Origin of the sequence: Enterobacter sp. SECR19-1250 (genome assembly GCF_013391025.1) — a bacterium.
In the GTDB taxonomy this organism is placed as follows: Bacteria; Pseudomonadota; Gammaproteobacteria; order Enterobacterales; family Enterobacteriaceae; genus Enterobacter; species Enterobacter cloacae.
Genome location: NZ_JACASJ010000040.1, coordinates 1 through 15,523 on the forward strand (window position 1 = coordinate 1; position 15,523 = coordinate 15,523).

The 15,523-nt window shown below is 52.8% G+C and carries 23 protein-coding genes; 21 read left to right on the forward strand and 2 right to left on the reverse strand.

What is annotated here, in order from left to right; translation table 11 throughout:
• The first annotated feature begins 134 nt into the window (after positions 1-134).
• Positions 135-572, forward strand: coding sequence for a hypothetical protein (locus HX884_RS12270; RefSeq protein WP_256737131.1), 438 nt, complete (start codon positions 135-137; stop codon positions 570-572).
• Positions 573-588: 16 nt separating this feature from the next.
• On the forward strand, positions 589-1,410 hold the full coding sequence (locus tag HX884_RS12275; protein WP_110820880.1) for a DUF932 domain-containing protein: 822 nt from the start codon (positions 589-591) through the stop codon (positions 1,408-1,410).
• Between the two features lie 28 nt (positions 1,411-1,438).
• Here HX884_RS12275 and HX884_RS12280 read toward each other — a convergent pair whose 3' ends face one another.
• Positions 1,439-1,978 carry a lytic transglycosylase domain-containing protein gene (locus HX884_RS12280; protein WP_178328248.1) on the reverse strand — a complete coding sequence of 180 codons (540 nt, stop codon included), beginning with the start codon at positions 1,976-1,978 and terminating at the stop codon, positions 1,439-1,441.
• 598 nt (positions 1,979-2,576) lie between these two features.
• On the opposite strand from HX884_RS12280, the gene HX884_RS12285 reads away from it, so the two are divergent.
• Entirely contained in the window at positions 2,577-2,963 is a 387-nt protein-coding gene (locus tag HX884_RS12285; RefSeq protein ID WP_080782556.1) for a relaxosome protein TraM, read from the forward strand.
• Positions 2,964-3,001: 38 nt separating this feature from the next.
• Here HX884_RS12285 and HX884_RS12290 read toward each other — a convergent pair whose 3' ends face one another.
• Positions 3,002-3,643: an Arc family DNA-binding protein gene (locus HX884_RS12290; protein WP_178328249.1), complete on the reverse strand. Its 642-nt coding sequence runs from the start codon at positions 3,641-3,643 to the stop codon at positions 3,002-3,004.
• Between the two features lie 196 nt (positions 3,644-3,839).
• On the opposite strand from HX884_RS12290, the gene HX884_RS12295 reads away from it, so the two are divergent.
• From HX884_RS12295 to HX884_RS12380, 18 genes are all read left to right on the forward strand, one after another.
• Positions 3,840-4,193, forward strand: a complete 354-nt coding sequence (locus tag HX884_RS12295) for a type IV conjugative transfer system pilin TraA (RefSeq protein ID WP_013087194.1) — start codon at positions 3,840-3,842, stop codon at positions 4,191-4,193.
• Between the two features lie 3 nt (positions 4,194-4,196).
• The gene (gene traL / locus HX884_RS12300) at positions 4,197-4,499 is read left to right on the forward strand and encodes a type IV conjugative transfer system protein TraL (RefSeq protein ID WP_178328260.1); all 303 of its coding nucleotides are present in this window, start codon (positions 4,197-4,199) and stop codon (positions 4,497-4,499) included.
• A gap of 5 nt (positions 4,500-4,504) precedes the next feature.
• A complete protein-coding gene (locus HX884_RS12305) occupies positions 4,505-5,086 on the forward strand; it encodes a type IV conjugative transfer system protein TraE (protein ID WP_178328250.1) in 582 nt (193 codons plus the stop codon).
• A gap of 11 nt (positions 5,087-5,097) precedes the next feature.
• Complete coding sequence (gene traK / locus HX884_RS12310) at positions 5,098-5,838, forward strand: type-F conjugative transfer system secretin TraK (RefSeq protein WP_178328251.1); 741 nt, start codon at positions 5,098-5,100, stop codon at positions 5,836-5,838.
• The gene (gene traB, locus HX884_RS12315; RefSeq protein ID WP_178328252.1) at positions 5,835-7,238 is read left to right on the forward strand and encodes an F-type conjugal transfer pilus assembly protein TraB; all 1,404 of its coding nucleotides are present in this window, start codon (positions 5,835-5,837) and stop codon (positions 7,236-7,238) included. Before traK ends, traB begins: the two co-directional genes overlap by 4 nt.
• Before the next feature lie 12 nt (positions 7,239-7,250).
• Positions 7,251-7,496: a hypothetical protein gene (locus HX884_RS12320; protein WP_061549475.1), complete on the forward strand. Its 246-nt coding sequence runs from the start codon at positions 7,251-7,253 to the stop codon at positions 7,494-7,496.
• The gene (locus tag HX884_RS12325; RefSeq protein WP_178328253.1) at positions 7,493-7,777 is read left to right on the forward strand and encodes a hypothetical protein; all 285 of its coding nucleotides are present in this window, start codon (positions 7,493-7,495) and stop codon (positions 7,775-7,777) included. The genes HX884_RS12320 and HX884_RS12325 overlap by 4 nt, the downstream gene beginning before the upstream one ends.
• Complete coding sequence (locus tag HX884_RS12330; protein ID WP_178328254.1) at positions 7,774-8,214, forward strand: MgtC/SapB family protein; 441 nt, start codon at positions 7,774-7,776, stop codon at positions 8,212-8,214. Before HX884_RS12325 ends, HX884_RS12330 begins: the two co-directional genes overlap by 4 nt.
• 13 nt (positions 8,215-8,227) lie before the next feature.
• On the forward strand, positions 8,228-8,716 hold the full coding sequence (locus HX884_RS12335) for a hypothetical protein (RefSeq protein ID WP_178328255.1): 489 nt from the start codon (positions 8,228-8,230) through the stop codon (positions 8,714-8,716).
• A complete protein-coding gene (locus HX884_RS12340; protein WP_107112181.1) occupies positions 8,713-9,099 on the forward strand; it encodes a hypothetical protein in 387 nt (128 codons plus the stop codon). The genes HX884_RS12335 and HX884_RS12340 overlap by 4 nt, the downstream gene beginning before the upstream one ends.
• 305 nt (positions 9,100-9,404) lie before the next feature.
• Complete coding sequence (traV, locus tag HX884_RS12345; RefSeq protein WP_178328256.1) at positions 9,405-9,944, forward strand: type IV conjugative transfer system lipoprotein TraV; 540 nt, start codon at positions 9,405-9,407, stop codon at positions 9,942-9,944.
• Positions 9,941-10,195: a hypothetical protein gene (locus HX884_RS12350; protein WP_178328257.1), complete on the forward strand. Its 255-nt coding sequence runs from the start codon at positions 9,941-9,943 to the stop codon at positions 10,193-10,195. Before traV ends, HX884_RS12350 begins: the two co-directional genes overlap by 4 nt.
• Positions 10,192-12,801 carry a type IV secretion system protein TraC gene (traC, locus tag HX884_RS12355; protein WP_013087206.1) on the forward strand — a complete coding sequence of 870 codons (2,610 nt, stop codon included), beginning with the start codon at positions 10,192-10,194 and terminating at the stop codon, positions 12,799-12,801. Before HX884_RS12350 ends, traC begins: the two co-directional genes overlap by 4 nt.
• Complete coding sequence (gene trbI, locus HX884_RS12360) at positions 12,798-13,211, forward strand: type-F conjugative transfer system protein TrbI (protein WP_178328258.1); 414 nt, start codon at positions 12,798-12,800, stop codon at positions 13,209-13,211. Before traC ends, trbI begins: the two co-directional genes overlap by 4 nt.
• Positions 13,208-13,843, forward strand: coding sequence for a type-F conjugative transfer system protein TraW (traW, locus tag HX884_RS12365; protein ID WP_061549485.1), 636 nt, complete (start codon positions 13,208-13,210; stop codon positions 13,841-13,843). The genes trbI and traW overlap by 4 nt, the downstream gene beginning before the upstream one ends.
• Positions 13,840-14,232 carry a hypothetical protein gene (locus HX884_RS12370; protein WP_061549486.1) on the forward strand — a complete coding sequence of 131 codons (393 nt, stop codon included), beginning with the start codon at positions 13,840-13,842 and terminating at the stop codon, positions 14,230-14,232. Before traW ends, HX884_RS12370 begins: the two co-directional genes overlap by 4 nt.
• A complete protein-coding gene (locus tag HX884_RS12375) occupies positions 14,223-14,459 on the forward strand; it encodes a hypothetical protein (protein WP_061549487.1) in 237 nt (78 codons plus the stop codon). Before HX884_RS12370 ends, HX884_RS12375 begins: the two co-directional genes overlap by 10 nt.
• Positions 14,450-15,460, forward strand: a complete 1,011-nt coding sequence (locus HX884_RS12380) for a hypothetical protein (RefSeq protein ID WP_110820875.1) — start codon at positions 14,450-14,452, stop codon at positions 15,458-15,460. The genes HX884_RS12375 and HX884_RS12380 overlap by 10 nt, the downstream gene beginning before the upstream one ends.
• The last annotated feature ends 63 nt before the right edge of the window (positions 15,461-15,523 follow it).

Sequence of the window (15,523 nt, forward strand, 5' to 3'; positions counted from 1 at the left end):
CGTCGCTTTAATGGCGCCACGCCGTTCCGACGTGTCGGGTGCGTGCATCCTGTTCCCCCGGTGAGGCCATCCCCCGTGCGTCCTCACGCGGAGGGCTTGTCGTAGCACCGTCAGGTCGTCATCCGAAGGGTGAAATGCACTCCGCCAAAACTTTTTGCGTGCCGCAAAAACTTTTGTCTGCGCCCTTCTCCTGCCGCCCCGCCGTCGCTCCTTTTGCCCTTTGCCGCGAGAGAACTCACCAGGGAGATGGACAACCATCACCACAGGAGAAAACCAGGATGCACACACAAAACGTCAACGTCAAAACCGCCGCTCAAGAATCTACCGGAAGATGTGATTCAAACCTCACCACGTCCCAGTTCACGGATCTGTTTTGCTGGGTCCTGGCAGCATCTGAAGGGGAGCCACAACCGGCAATTTTTACGCCGCCAGAGAATGCCACTGAGCTGACGTTAATTAATGACGAATGCCCGGATTATATCTCTGTCTGGGTTGTGGATGGTCGCCCGGTGGCAGCTGCAATGCCGCTGGATAATTTTAACCGCGTTATTACTTCATCACTTACTAAATAATCAGGAGTAAATAAAAATGGTCAGTTTCGCAAGCCGCTATCGTATGCCCACCTCGATCCGTAAAGACCGTCCGCTGACGAATGAGGAATTACAGCTCATCGTTCCAAGCGCGTTCTCATCGGATAAACACGATTCACGCTCTGAACGTTATACATATATCCCGACCATAAATATTCTTGACCGTTTACGTGATGAAGGGTTTCAGCCGTATTATGCAACGCAGTCACGCACACGTGACCAGGATAAACGCGAATTTACAAAACATATGCTTCGCCTGCGTCGTCATGACCAGATTAACGGGAAAGAAGTACCGGAAATTATTCTGCTGAATAGCCATGATGGTTCAAGCAGCTATAAAATGATCCCCGGTATGTTCCGTCAGGTTTGCAGTAATGGTCTGGTTGCATGGAAGGATTTTGGTGAAATCCGCGTACCCCATAAAGGGGATATTGTCGGGCAGGTTATTGAAGGCGCTTATACGGTGCTGAAAACATTTGACGCGGTTGATGAAAATATTGACCTCATGAAAAGCATTGAGCTTACTTTGCCTGAGCAGCGCCTTTTTGGTGCGACCGCCCTGGAACTTAAGTACGATGGAAAACCAGCGCCGATTACACCGGAGCAAATTATTAACCCCCGCCGGGTACTCGACAGAGGCCAGGATTTATGGACCACGTTTAACGTGGTACAGGAAAATGTGATCCGTGGTGGGATTCGTGGCAGAACGCAAAAAGGGAAGGTGACCAGAACGCGGGAAGTCACCGGAATTGATGGTGACATTAAATTAAATCAGGTGCTCTGGAAAATGGCTGAGGAGTTTGCAAAACTGAAGGCCTGAAAATTAAGCCGCTCAACAGAGCGGCTTTTTACTGTTCGTTGTTAAGCGATGCTGTTTCAGTAGTTTTTATCTCATGCTCCTTACCCGCAGCTGGCGCCAGGTGTTCAGAAAGTAACTTTTTTCTGGCCAGCAAAACGCGATATATATTTTTGATATCCTGAGCATAAGCCTTGCGCTGCACAATGAGCTTTTTGCTCGGCCCCGTATTATACATCCCCACGCTGTCCCAGTTTTTTCCGTATGACCTGAAGTTGTGCGCCAGTACCCATGCACCCGTATAAACGCAGATACATGGATCATTTAACAGGCGCTCACGGGTAATATTGAAGTTTTTAAGTTTACCGTAATGAGAGCTGTTTACCTGCATACCGCAGACATCTTCTGTCCCATCCCTGTTTGATCCATTTATCGCATCCGGTACCAGATGGCTCTCTTTAATCGAAATTGACATAAGCAGAAGCGGATCAATTTGATAATCTTTCCCGGCCTGATCAAAGCACATCTGCGGAGCTGCGCCAGCAGATAGTGAAAGAGTCAGCAAAGCAGCAGGCAGTAACGATATTTTCATGGTTTGGCCTTTTAGCGAAATAAACGGGCCCTGGAGAGGCGCTTTAAAAAATACCCCGGCGGATCGTCGTAATCAAGTAAATTCACTACAAACGCGCGTGAGCGCTTTCCTGCGGGGATTTAACACCTGCCCGAAATAAACATGTCAGAGCAGTAGCCGGTATTAACATGCCGCTCCTTACTAACCCTTTAAAACATCACACCCCACGCAAGACTTCGTCTTGCAGATTTTTTCTTTAAATTCAGTGGCATGATGTGTGTTTTATTTCGTAATTTTTGAGTATGCGCGCTTAAGGTGTGTGGATTGACACACATTGCAGTGCTTAATCAGGCACTGCAATGTGTGCTAATACAGCACTCTGAAGTGTGGGGATTGTGTGTATTCAATTAATAGAGTAACTTAAAAGTAGATGGTGCCTGAACCACACACATCATAGTGCCTAATGCACACACATCATAGTGCCTGATTAGCACACATCTTTAGGGATGGATTAGATATAAAATCAGTTGGTTACCATAACACAGCACCACTGACAGTTGTTAAAGCTCGCCATTGCAGTGCCGCATCAGGCACTGCATTAGAATATCGAGAAATTATTATGCCAAGAAAGAACATTTACTTTAAAGACAAAATTGACCGCGAAATACATGATATTCTTGAAATAGAACTACAGAAAGGGGCCACCACCTCTGAGATGAACTACTCATCAATAGTCAACGAATTAGTACGCCTTGGGCTAATGGTTTACAAATCGAAAGAAGAAGGAAGCTCATTTGACCTGGATGGCTTCAGGCGCGACCTTATAAAGAAAGTCTCCGGGTCGCGAGAAGGTATTATGATTCTGACTGCCCTTGTTTCTGACATCTTCGTTACACTCAAAGGTCCCGACTCTGGCGTGAAACTGGAAGAGCTCATAAACACCAATATCAGTGCAATTAACGATGCGGAAGATAAAGCCGAAAAAGACCACTTCCTGGCAGGGTAAACTAGCTTCTTTGGCCGGAACACTCCGGCCAGAATCGATCACTGGGACGGCTTTTCATCCCACGGAAGGTCACTTTTCTCCACCTCTCTTATTTTTTCCTTCAGAAACACCTCGAACTCCATACAAAGAACTTTAAGCGCCTGCGCATCCTCGTTCTGGTCAAGTAACCTTTCCGTAAAATAACCCAGCGTATTCATCAGACGGGTAAGCATTTCGTCATTAAGACTACGGTTATGAACCTTCGCCATCGCCCTGATTTCATCCGCGAGATTCTCAGGAATACGCATGCTGTAGCCAGTTGTTTTCCCTGGAAGTAAAATTCTTTCACCCTCACGCCACACCCACAACTGCTCCTGTTTGGGCGGGACTTTAACATCATCCACAACACCAACGGATTCACCATCAAGTAAATTTCCCAGCCACTCCTCAAATTTCACCGCCAGTGCAATGAGACGTTCACCCTCCGCAGTTTTAATGACAGCCTTGCCCGGCTGATAATTCAGCGACAATAAAAGCCTGGCAATAATTTCGTCATTCACGCTTCTGTTACCAGCCCTGGCACATATTCTCAGCTCCATAAGCAGATTATCCGGAGCACGCAACCGCCACTCCACCGCTTCACCTGGCTGGAACTTACGTGGACGGCCGCGACCATCCAACAATTTCTCTTTAACTTTCATAGCTATAGATCCCGGAGGCCATTTCCATACTTTCTGGTCAACCAAGCCTACTCACTTACATATTCGGATAAATCTGAATGATCCCAAAAACTGTGACATGTGTCACAGTTTTTTTTTTTTAGGGTCATGGGACAATTGCGCCCGCGTAAACAAGCACTTACGCGAGCCACTTTTGTTTACTTCGGAGAAAACAATCATGTTAACCAAAGGCAGTGCCCTTAACGTCGGTAAGGGATGGGCGGTAGCGTCTTTATTCCGCAAAGCACGCGAAAATCGCCAGGCTAAATTTTACTTAAAGTCAGCAGGCGCTTTTTTAATTGCACTGATGGTCACTCACCCGGCATTTGCCGGCGGAACCGACCTTCTTTCCTCGCAGAACACCACGGTTAATTCCACCTTCGGCTCTGGCTCTTCATTGATTAAATGGTTCTACATTGCCGAAATCATCATGGGCCTGTTTATTTACATCAAGGCCCGCTCACCACTGGTATTCGTCGGTATCGTTATGGCAATCATCTTTACCCGTGTCGCCTTCGGTATCGCGAGCTAAATGATGAACGGGGAAGGAGATAAATATAACTTCCCGGAAACAATGAACCAGCAGGACCGCTATTTTGGCTTGCCAGTTGATGAGTTAATTGTTACCGCACCCCTTCTCATTCTGGGGGTGCTTAACAATCTGTCAGTTGAACTTGGCGTTATAGCGGGAATCCTCTGGTTCATCGTCAGATATCTGAAAAAAGGGCAGGGGTCGTACTGGTTACTTAATTTCTGTTACTGGCACCTGCCATCACTTTTATTCAAAGTAACCTTTCGCCAGATACCTGATTCTAGTTTCCGGCACTGGAGGGCATAGTTTTCATGAAACTGAATATTAAAGGAGAGCGCGATAAACAACTCCGCTATGCGTTTATTGGTCTTTCAGCTTTAACTTTACTTATGGGGGCCGGTAACGTACTGACAGGTTCGCTTGCATGGTATTTTGCCACCACCCAGAAAACCATTACCACACCATTAACATTTAATCGCCCCTTCGCATCAGATTCAAAAGGTGTCGATGCCCCAGGCCTGACACAATTCGCCGCCTCCTTTATTTACTGGCGACTGAACGTCACCCCGGAAAACATCGACACCAACCAGAAAATGATTCTTGGATTCGTCCCTTCCGACGAACGGGACGAACTCAAGAAAGCTCTTGACATTGAAGCTGAACGCATCAGGAAAGCGGGCATTTCCACCCAGTTCGACACGAAAGAAATTCGCGTCATGGATGATGGCTCCGTGCAGTACAGCGGGGTTCTGAAGTCCTCCACCACTAACGGCGTAATCATCACGCCAATGAAAGACCAGGAAAAAACCTACCGCCTGAAACTGAGTTATGAGAACGGTGTGATTAACCTCCACAGCTTCGAAGAACTCCAGCCGGCATCCACCACCAACTGACAGGACTGCCCATGAAATTTCGTATTTCACCGGCAGCTGCTGCTGTGTTTCTGGCAGCGGGATTATTTAACAGCGACCTCCGGGCCGCTTCCGCACCCGCAGCCATTCCGTTTGAGAACGACGCCGCCTTTAACGTCACTCTCAGCAACACCAACCCGAGCAAGGTTGTTGTCGACGGAGAACTCATTACCAGCATCAGCGGACCAACCGGTGCCTATGACCAGAGCCAGACCGACGACGGAGCACTTATTCTGTCTCCGCTTGTCAGCCAGAACTTCACGCTGTTTATTCAGACCGACCGCGGCTCATCCCTGAGCCTGAACATCAGGCCGCAGCCGGGTAACGGCAAAACACTGCGCTTCACCCCGATGTCACCACCACTTCGCAAGAACGACGATGCGAAGGCATGGGAAGAAGGGCAGACCTACGAAAAAACACTGGTCGCACTGTCCCGCGCCGTAGTCAACGGTCAGGTGCCGGACGACTACCAGGAGTATCCGGTCAGCCGCATGCCTGCATACACACCCGCCAGTGATGTACGCCTGACACCGGAACGCCAGTTTGTTGGTAACCACCTGCGCGTTGTGCGCTTCCGGATGAGCAACCCGGGCAGCATCACCCGCATCCTGCGCGAGCGCGATTTCTGGCGCAAGGGCGTCCGGGCCGTGATGCTGTCGCAGAACCAGCTTTATGCCGGTGGCGAAGGCTACGCCTGGATTGTGTTTTCAGATGACGGAGACACCCGCCCATGAGCCTGAATAAAAACCTGAAAACCCGGCGCAAACAACTGGCCATTCTTGCCGCCGTTATCGTGGGAGGCGCCGCCGCCACGAGCGGCGTTATCTGGTACGGGCAACATCAGCAGGAACAGAAACAGCCCGCGCCGGTTGCCACCCCAAACATGACCGGTGTGGTCACGGCAGCGTTTAACCAGCAGGTTAACGATGCCGCACTGGCACAGCAGCAGGCCAAGACCTCCGCACTTGAGGACAAGCTCGCCACGCTCACCCAGCAGTTTGCACAGAACAAGCTCACCACCGAACAACAGCTGGCCAAAAAGGATGAAGAAATTCAGCGCCTGAATGACCAGCTAACGAAAGCCCCCGGCAGCAACACGACCACTGGCCAGCAGACACAACCTGCCGGCCAGAACGGAACACCACTCCCCGGTCCTGTTGCTGCCGGTCAGGCCCGGCCACCCGAATACACCGTGACCCCCTCAGGCACACCGGCCGCCACTGGTGTGAATATGGGGCAGGGCGCAGCGTTCTACCCGGGCGGCTCTGGCCAGAGAATGACAGGCGGACTGAGCACCACAAAGTTCAGCTATGAAAGCCTGAAGAAAAAGCCAACGAAACTGCCCTGGATTCCGTCAGGCTCCTTCTCTGACGCCATCATGATTGAAGGTGCAGACGCCAACGCCAGTGTTACCGGTCAGCAGAACACCCAGCCCGTCACCATCCGCCTGCTGGGCAATATTCAGATGCCGAACAACAAAGAGTACAGCGCAGACGGCTGCTTTGTGGTGGGTGAAATCTGGGGTGATATCTCCAGTGAGCGTGGCGTTGTCCGGACGAAGACAATCAGCTGCGTGCTGAAGAACGGCAAGCACGTCGATATGGAGTTCGATGGCCATGTCAGCTACCAGGGGAAAGGCGGCGTTCGCGGCAAGCCTGTTATGCGAAACGGCATGATTGTCGGCTATGCGGGGGCAGCAGGCCTCCTGTCTGGCTTTGGCGAGGGTATCAAATCGGCGGCAACGCCATCCGTGGGCATCGGCGCCACAGCTGACGTTGGCGCGGCAGATGTGTTTAAGCAGGGCTTTGGCGGCGGGGCTAATAAGGCCGCAGATACGCTGAGTCAGTACTGGATTAAGCGCGCTGAGCAGTATCACCCGGTAATTGATATCGGTGCCGGCAACCTGGTCACTGTTGTGTTCCAGAAAGGTTTCCGCCTTGAAACCATCGAGGATGCTGAGGACGCGAAGGCGAAAGAGGAACTGCAGAAAGCCGGCAACGCCGCGCAGAACGCCGTGACTCCTCAGCCGGCGAGCCAGACCACTGCATCCAGCACCAGCTCAGTCGGCAACATCAACCCTGATGATGTTCTCCGCCAGGCCAGTCAACTGCGCCTCGGTGACACCATCAACTGATGAGGGATGAAGATGGACGCACGAAAATTACTGTTTTGGGCAACAACCCGATGGAGGCCAGCGCTGACATTCATCGTTTCATGGTCCATTTTGTTCGCCACTCTTTACTCCAGTTTTAAGTGGATACAGCTGACCGGATTAGTTATCTGGCTGGCTGGAAACCTTTTTCTTGCTGAATCAATTCCCGGTGGCATGGTGTGGCGGGAACTGCACTCACCACATTCAGAAGCAGCACCTGAAGAAAAGGAGGACAAATGAAAACAACAGCGCAGGGGGACGGGTCAGACTGCAAAGCAAAGGATGTGAAACGTCGAATAAGGATAACAGTTAACTGGCTCTATTCGATTTGCTGGGTCCTCTGGTGGGTGGCGGTGATTGCAATCATTATCAAAGGAGTGCGGGAGGAATACGCATTTCGCATCTTTGGTGCAATCTTCATGGCCATCGTCCTGATTCGTATACGACCTCCCATCTGGCCAGATGACTCCGTCGAACCCCTCCCGGGACCAAACGACAGTGACCAAAAGGAGGGCAAATGAAGGGACCACGCATAGATGACCGTATCAATTTTCTGAGGGGTATTGAACGGGACTGGAAAGACTGGTCTGCAGGAAAAAAAACAAAACCCCACTGGATATTTTTTGTAGGAGTATTAACCGCTACAGGGATGCTGATTTTTAGCTTCTGGTCAGGCAATCAGAGGCTTGCCGTGGCTTCCTTTGCTATTGGAATAGCATTTATTCTCGCCGGATTGTTACAGCCAGGTGAAACATGGGAAGAAAAAATACAGAAGAAAATTCGGGCATATGAGCCGCTTGATATTGATGCCATGCGTACCCTGGCCGTCTCTGTTTTTCATAAGGATGAGTTGATGCAGGAAGAACTCAGACAGTGGCTGGATGCGGAGTTCAGCGCCATTTCGGATGCCGTTCTTCGTGGTGGGCGCCAGCCACATTCCGGCGACACCATTAACTAAGGAGGCACTGCATATGTCGTATAAAACCAGGCTGGATGTTATCGAAGAAGACCTGAACAAATGGCGTGCCGGGAAAAAGATTTACAAGTACCGGCGGTTTTTGATGCCCACAGCGCTCGCACTTCTGCCTTGCAGTATTTTTCTCTACGGTGTTTTTCATATTAAGGCTGGGTTTGTCGTTCTGGGCTTCATGCTCGCCTTCCTTTTGCTCCGGCTCTTTACAGGAAAAGAAGATACCCCTGACACCTGGGAAGGTCGAATCAATCAGGCATTGCTGTCCTACAGCCCAATGAATCAGGACGCGTTCGAAAAACTGTGCCGCACCGTAAATGAGAAGCGTGCAATAGAGCCTGATGACGTTGCTGCATGGCTCAAGGACGAAAAAGAAGCACGTGCGCTTTTCAGGCGTCAGCGAGATGAACGGCAACGCTACAGTTTCACTAAATGGCTGGATAAACGGGAGTCTGACCAGAAAGCTGAATGTAATGAGGAGGACAAATGAAGCGCACAACCGCAGTTGTGCTGATTGCGTTCTCCCTGGCAACACCTGGTGCGGTGAATGCAGCTGCTGCCGCGGTGACTTTTAACCAGGCAGCCGCTGCTGCCAAAACAGAGATGGAGAATTCAATACAGCTTGAAGCTGTGGAGCGTGAGGCAACAGCCCACCCGGACGCCTGGAAAGCATATCTGCGTGTGTTGTCTGTCGTACCCCGCAATGCTCCCACAGTTCTGGAAAATCGTTACCGCAGCCTGGCCGTTTCACTGGTACTGAAGGCGGCAATGGCCTGCTCGCCGGACGCCCTCAGGCTCCTTGAGCGTAACGATGTGATTGAGTTTCGTGTACTCCGTTCATCGTTTGTCACAGCCTGCAGAACCGCCAGATAAGGAAGCCGGAATGCCTGATACTACTTGTGGCCACTTCGGTAACGTATAGCAGAAATGAAATCAGGGAAGCGGCCTTTGGTGTTATAGCACCCTGGCTCACAATTCTCCTGGTTATCAACGTATACGGCTTCATACGGATGAGCTTGGACTTCGTGACAATTAATATGTTCTTCATTGGTGTGTTCTCCAGCGGAGTATTCCAGTTCTTTATAGTAGTCCTCCACGCTCAACGTAATTAATTTTGTACCAGAGCCTTCTCATTCGTTTATCACCACAACCCTGAAATTCCAACCGGAGTTACCCCCATGAAAAAACTACTGGGTGCTGCACTGCTGTGCAGCGCACTGACCGGCTGCGCCGGTCTCAATTCTGATTTCGACTGTAACAAGACTGCGACCGACCAGTGCCTGACCACCGGTGAGGCCAATAAGCTGGCCGCTCAGGGTAAAAGTCTGGATGACCTGACGTCCGAAAAAACCGCAAAAAAGCCTGCGGGTGAAACCCTCCCGGCACTGCGCAATTCGGCACCGGTCGTGAATCCGTTCCGTCCTGTCTCCGTCGCAGCAACCGGAACCAGCGCCGCTAAGCCACTCACCACTGCGCCAGCGAAAACGTCCGGTTCACTGGTCACGCCGCTGGCCACGACCAGTCATATCACCCCCGTGCCGGTTAACACGGCGGGCCGCGTTCCGGTTCAGCGTATTCCTGACGCCACGCAGCGCCTGTGGATTGCCCCCTGGGTGGACACGGACGACAACTTCCATCAGCCGGCTGTGGTCGAGTTCGTGAAAAACAAATCACACTGGGATGAAAGCTACCGCGTTATCGGGGAGGGCGGGGAATGAGCAGCCACTACGTTTCCGGCAGGAACGGCATCGTTCATCTGGTGAAATCATTCACCCATACACGGAAAGGAACGGCGCAAATCACCGCCACACAGTCAGTCGATACCGACGATGAAACGCTGGCCGTTCTGAGCGTGAGCCGTGGCTGGCAGATTAAGACTGCCGGTGATGCAGCGCACACCGGGCAGATGGACGAAGAGAAACTGCGTCGCCTGGAGTTAATCCGGGCCGCTGCGGAGGGTCGAAAATGAGTTTTGTCGACAACCTGATGGATATGCTGAAAAACGGGAAAGAGGAAGACGGTGCCGCCACGGCCCGCGAGAATCTTTCCCAGACATGGGGCTACCCGTCCCTGGTTGCGGCACTGCCGTACCGGTATTACGACGACATCAATGAGATTTTCGTCAACGCCGGCTCTGCAGGCTTCATCATGGAAGCCGCCCCGCTGCCTGGCGCGAACGAACAGGTGATGGCCGCGCTCGATGACATGCTGCGCAAAAAACTGCCCCGCCAGACTCCCGTCACCGTCATCATGCTTGCCAGCAAGTGTGTCGGGGAACGTATCGATCGCGGTGTGAGTAACGACATGTGGAAAGGAGGGATGGCCGATCACCTCAATAAAATCACCCGCGCGTTCTGGCAGCGCTCTGCGCTGCACGGCCTGGCCAACGAACGCGAATACCCGCTTTACCTGCGTAACTACCGCATCTTTCTTGTCTATGGCCAGCCGCTAAAGCGCGCCTCCCAGACACAACGAGTGATTGATGACCTGGTTCAGATCCGCAACACCATTCGCGTCTCCCTGGGCGCTGCGCGCATCGACAGCGTGAACGTTGATGTGAACGGTTTCCTGTCCGCGGTACGCGAGCAGATGAACTACCGCCAGGAACAGGTGCTGACGTCCTCCGGGGACTACAACGAGGATGAAAAGCTGAACCGCCAGGTGGTTGATCAGGGGATAGGGCTTGATGTCTATCCGTCGCATCTCCGGATGACGTTACCCGAAACCATCGACGCGCGCGGGACACGGTTGCCGGCATCGGCATGCCGCATCATTAACATGCAGCTTGCCAAAACGCCTAAACGCTTCGCCCTGTGGCAGGGGGCGGACAATCTGCAGAACATTCGCTTTCCTGACCTCGGAATACCCTGTCCCTTTATGCTGACCTGGACAACGGAGCTGGAGGAGCAGACCAAAAGCCAGAGTGAGGCATTTCGCAAAGATACCGATTTGTCCAAAAAGGCCAACTCAGCCTACGCCGCACTTTTTCCCGGTACCAAAAGAGCCGCAGAGGAATGGCGACGTACCCGTGAACAACTGAACAATAACGAAATTGCACTCTGCAATACGTATTTTAACCTGACCCTGTTCGCGCCGGACAACAATACTGACGCACAGGCCTGTGAGCTGGCCGCCGTGAACGTGTTCCGCAAGAACGAGCTGGAGATGGTAACGATACAGTACCAGCAGATGCGTAACTGGCTGGCCGGCTTCCCGTTCGTCATGCAGGAAGGGATGTGGGAAGACCTGAAAACAACAGGCGCGACGCTGCGCGCCAAGTCATGGAACGCGGTGAGTCTGATGCCGGTCGTGGCAGAACGCCAGCTGTCGAATGTAGGTATGCCGCTGCCGACCTACCGCAACCAGGTCGCATTCTACGACATGTTTGGTGAGGAGAACGGCAGCACAAACTTCAACATCGCCGTGACCGGCACGTCTGGCGCGGGTAAATCCTTCCTGACGCAGGGTATCCTGCGCGACGTGCTGAACGCCGGGGGATACGCCTGGGTTATCGACATGGGTGACAGTTATAAGAACTACTGTCATCAGGCCGGTGGGGTTTATCTCGATGGCGCTAAACTGCGCTTTAACCCGTTCGCCAACGTCAAAGATATCAAGCACTCTGCTGAAGGGATTGTGCGTCTGCTGACGGTTCTAGCCAGCCCGACGCAGCCGCTTGATGGCGTCTGCGAGGCGATCCTGCAGAAAGCGGTAATGGATGCGTGGGAGAAGAAGGCAAACAAAGCCCGTATCGACGACGTTCATAATTACCTGACCAATGAGGATGTGAATCAGGCGTTTGCAGACAAGCCAACCATCATTGCGCGTCTCGCTGAGCTGGCCATGCTGCTCGATACCTACTGCACCTGGGGACCTGACGGTGAATACTTTAACGCCGACACCCCGACGCTCGATGGTGAAACCCGCTTCGCGGTGCTGGAGCTGCTGAGCCTGGAAGACAAGCCGAAGCTGCTCTCCGCTATCCTGTTCTCGCTCATTCTGGCGATTCAGGAAAAGATGTACCACAGCCCGCGCGACCTCAAAAAAGTCTGCATCATCGACGAGGCCTGGCGTCTTCTGGGTGGCTCCAACCCGCACGCGGCACGGTTTATCGAAACCGGCTACCGCACCGTGCGTCGTCACCGTGGCGCGTTTATCACTATCACCCAGGGCATCAAGGACTTCAGCGCCAGTAAGGAAGCGGAAGCCGCCTGGAACAACAGCTCCACCAAAATCACCCTGTTGCAGGATGCTAAGGCGTTTAAACAGTACCTTGCCGATAACCCGGATCAGTTCTCGGACATGGAAAAAGAAGTTATCCGTGGCTTCCAGCCAGCCCTGCAGACCGGTTACAGCTCCCTGCTGATAAACGCCGGCGAATACAGCTCCTTCCACCGTCTGTTCGTCGACCCCGTCACCCGCGCCATGTTCAGCTCGCGTGGTGAGGACTTTGCCTTCATGCAGAAATTGCAGAAGGAAGCCGGGGCCACTGCGGAAGAAGCGGCATATCTGCTGGCGGAGAAGAAATTTGGCAGTGAACTTCGTGAACTTGAAGAATGGGTGAAAGCGGCATGAGTGAACAACAGGACAAGCCGTATGACGGCGACAGCGTTAACGATGGGGCAACGATCGCCAGCAAAACATCCCGCTGGGTTAAAGCCGGCATGCTGGGGCTGGCGGGACTTCTGGCCATGACAGGTGTGGCATATGTGACGGCGAAAGCCGTCACCCCGGAGGTGGTGGTCTTCGATATGAAGGGAACCGTTGACCTGTTTATGCAGCAGTCCGCGCAGCTGCAGCTCGATGAGGACAAAGCCCGGGTGCTGACAACGCGTTTCAATACCGCGCTGTCAGACAGTCTCGGTGAATGGCAGGCAGCACATAACGCCATCATTCTGGTTAAACCGGCGGTGATGAGTCCGCAGCGGGATATCACGAATGAGATCCGTGCCGACATTGCGCGCCGCACTCAGGGGGGCCAGTGAAAAGACGACTGAAGCTGATGGGGATGTTGCTGATGATGCTCTCCGCCGGCAGCGGAGCGAAAGATCTCGGAACCTGGGGCAACGTCTTCGAGCCTGCAGAGCAGGACATGCTGGCGTTTATCCAGAATCGCCTGAAGGGAATGGAGCAGACGGGCGAACTTGACCGCCTGCGCAAAGAGGCAACGGAAAGAGTGAAGGAGCATGCGGTACGTCCGACGCCAGTGGAAGGGCTCACGAAAGCGAAGGAATACCGCAGCTTTGCCTGGGACCCGACATTTACCGTGAAGGAAACGATCACTGACATGCAGGGCAACGTGATCGCCCGGAAGGGCGATACGGTCAATCCTCTGGATAAGGTGCCTTTCAACCAGGTGCTCTTTTTTATCGACGGCGATGATAAGGAGCAGGTGAACTGGACCCGACAGCAGCTCGACGGTCAGACCAGCGTGAAGGTCATCCTGGTGAACGGCAACATCAAAGAAACCAGTGATGCGCTTAATGAACGTATCTACTTCGACCAGTCTGGCGTACTGACCCGTAAATTCGGTTTTGAGCACGTCCCCGCGCGGATCTCACGCGACGGCCGCGTGATGAAAGTGGAAGAAATTCCGGTATCAGGAGCAAAAAAATGAGTGCAACCACGTTAGGTGACCTGTTTCCCGAAATGCGTCAGGCGGTCACATCCCATCGCCGTTACGCCAGAAAACCGCGTACACCCGCAGAGATAACTCCGCGCATGGGAACAGCAGAACGGCTGAAGACGCTGTACCCCGAAATTGACTCCTGGCATCCGGTACTGGTGACCAAAGCCTGGCTCCACTGGTGTGAGCAGAACCAGCAGGACAGCCGGGAGCCGTCGAAACGTGATGAACGTTTCCCGGACTACATCATCCACCTCTTACTGGAGAACATGCGGGCCGAGGACAGCGCGAAACGTAAAAAAAGGCCGTCTATGTCTCTTTCTGAGCGCCTCGACAGGTTGTTCGCAGGCGAAGGGCAGGAGAACGCAGAATGTCACTGAGACACAATACTGGAACCAAAGGCAGTGAAGAGGAAGTGAATCGCCTCTGTCAGCTGTACCCTGAAATTGCATCATGGCAACCGGCGCTGATCACCGGTGCCTGGAATCAGTGGCGCGCTGAGAACCCGCATCTGCCGGCGATGCCGGAAAAACGTGACGAGGCGTTTCCCCTGTACCTAGTCAGGCTTATCCGCAACAGAATGGAGGAGATGAACGCATGGCGTTAATCAGCTGTTTCACCAGTCCCCAGGGGCTGCAGGGGATGCTCACCTGTTTGCGCGATACTGAGGGCATGACCGGTATTCTGGTCGTCGTTGCGCTACTCGCTGGCTGGATTGCTGTTCAGTATTTTGCAGATGCACGGCGTGTACGTCTGGCGCGGGAGAGCAGACCGGGAATACCCGTCTCTCTCCCGCAATTTGGCAGTGGCCGACATGCCGATATGGTTCATGCATTTGCTAACCGGGAATACTGGCAGGTGATGCTGGCCGAACTGGAGACAGGACTGACAGAAGCCGGTTACATACTGACGCGGGATAAATCACAGCGCTGGAGGTTGCCAGGGGCAGACCGGCAAAAAATCAGCCGACGGATTTTCCGGGCGCGTCTGCTGGCAATGACGCCGAGAGTGACTGAGCAGATGGTAAAAGACAGTGAAGACGCAGCGGTGAACGATGGTTATGCCGGCATGTTGCTTAATGTACTCATTCGCGGAAGTGAAAATGCAGGGTGGTACATCACAAAACCGGTACCGGAATTCGTCCCGACGAACTATCCGTTAAAACAGGTCACCATCACTGTCAGTGCAAAACAGTCTGTCCTGACGCGGGATGTGGTGAGAATCATCAACGATGTGGCTGAAAAAGTGAAAAAACAGCGTTCATTTCCTGAAACACCGGAACGTATTGCAGGTGGTGTCATTAGCACTGAACTGTTTTATGGAGCTGCGCAGCGGCAGGTTAAGGTGGCGCCAGGCTGGTTTAATTCACCGTCTGGAAATGATGTTCCTGACGATATCACCGAAGGACAATTCCCGCCGGCGGGTATGTCAGAATACCGGCATTTCATTGTCCGGGCGCAGGCTGGAAGGTTTTATACCCCGACTGCACTTGCCTTCTATATTGAAGAAGCTGGTCGCAGGATAGAACAGGGCGAATCCAGCGGAGCATGCTACGAAGATGACAGTGGCTATGCTTTCGCCGTGACGCCTGCAAAAAACACACCCTGATACAACCGCGCTGCCATTCAGGATGTTCGGTGCTCACTGCGTTGCGCTCCGCCTCAGCCTGAA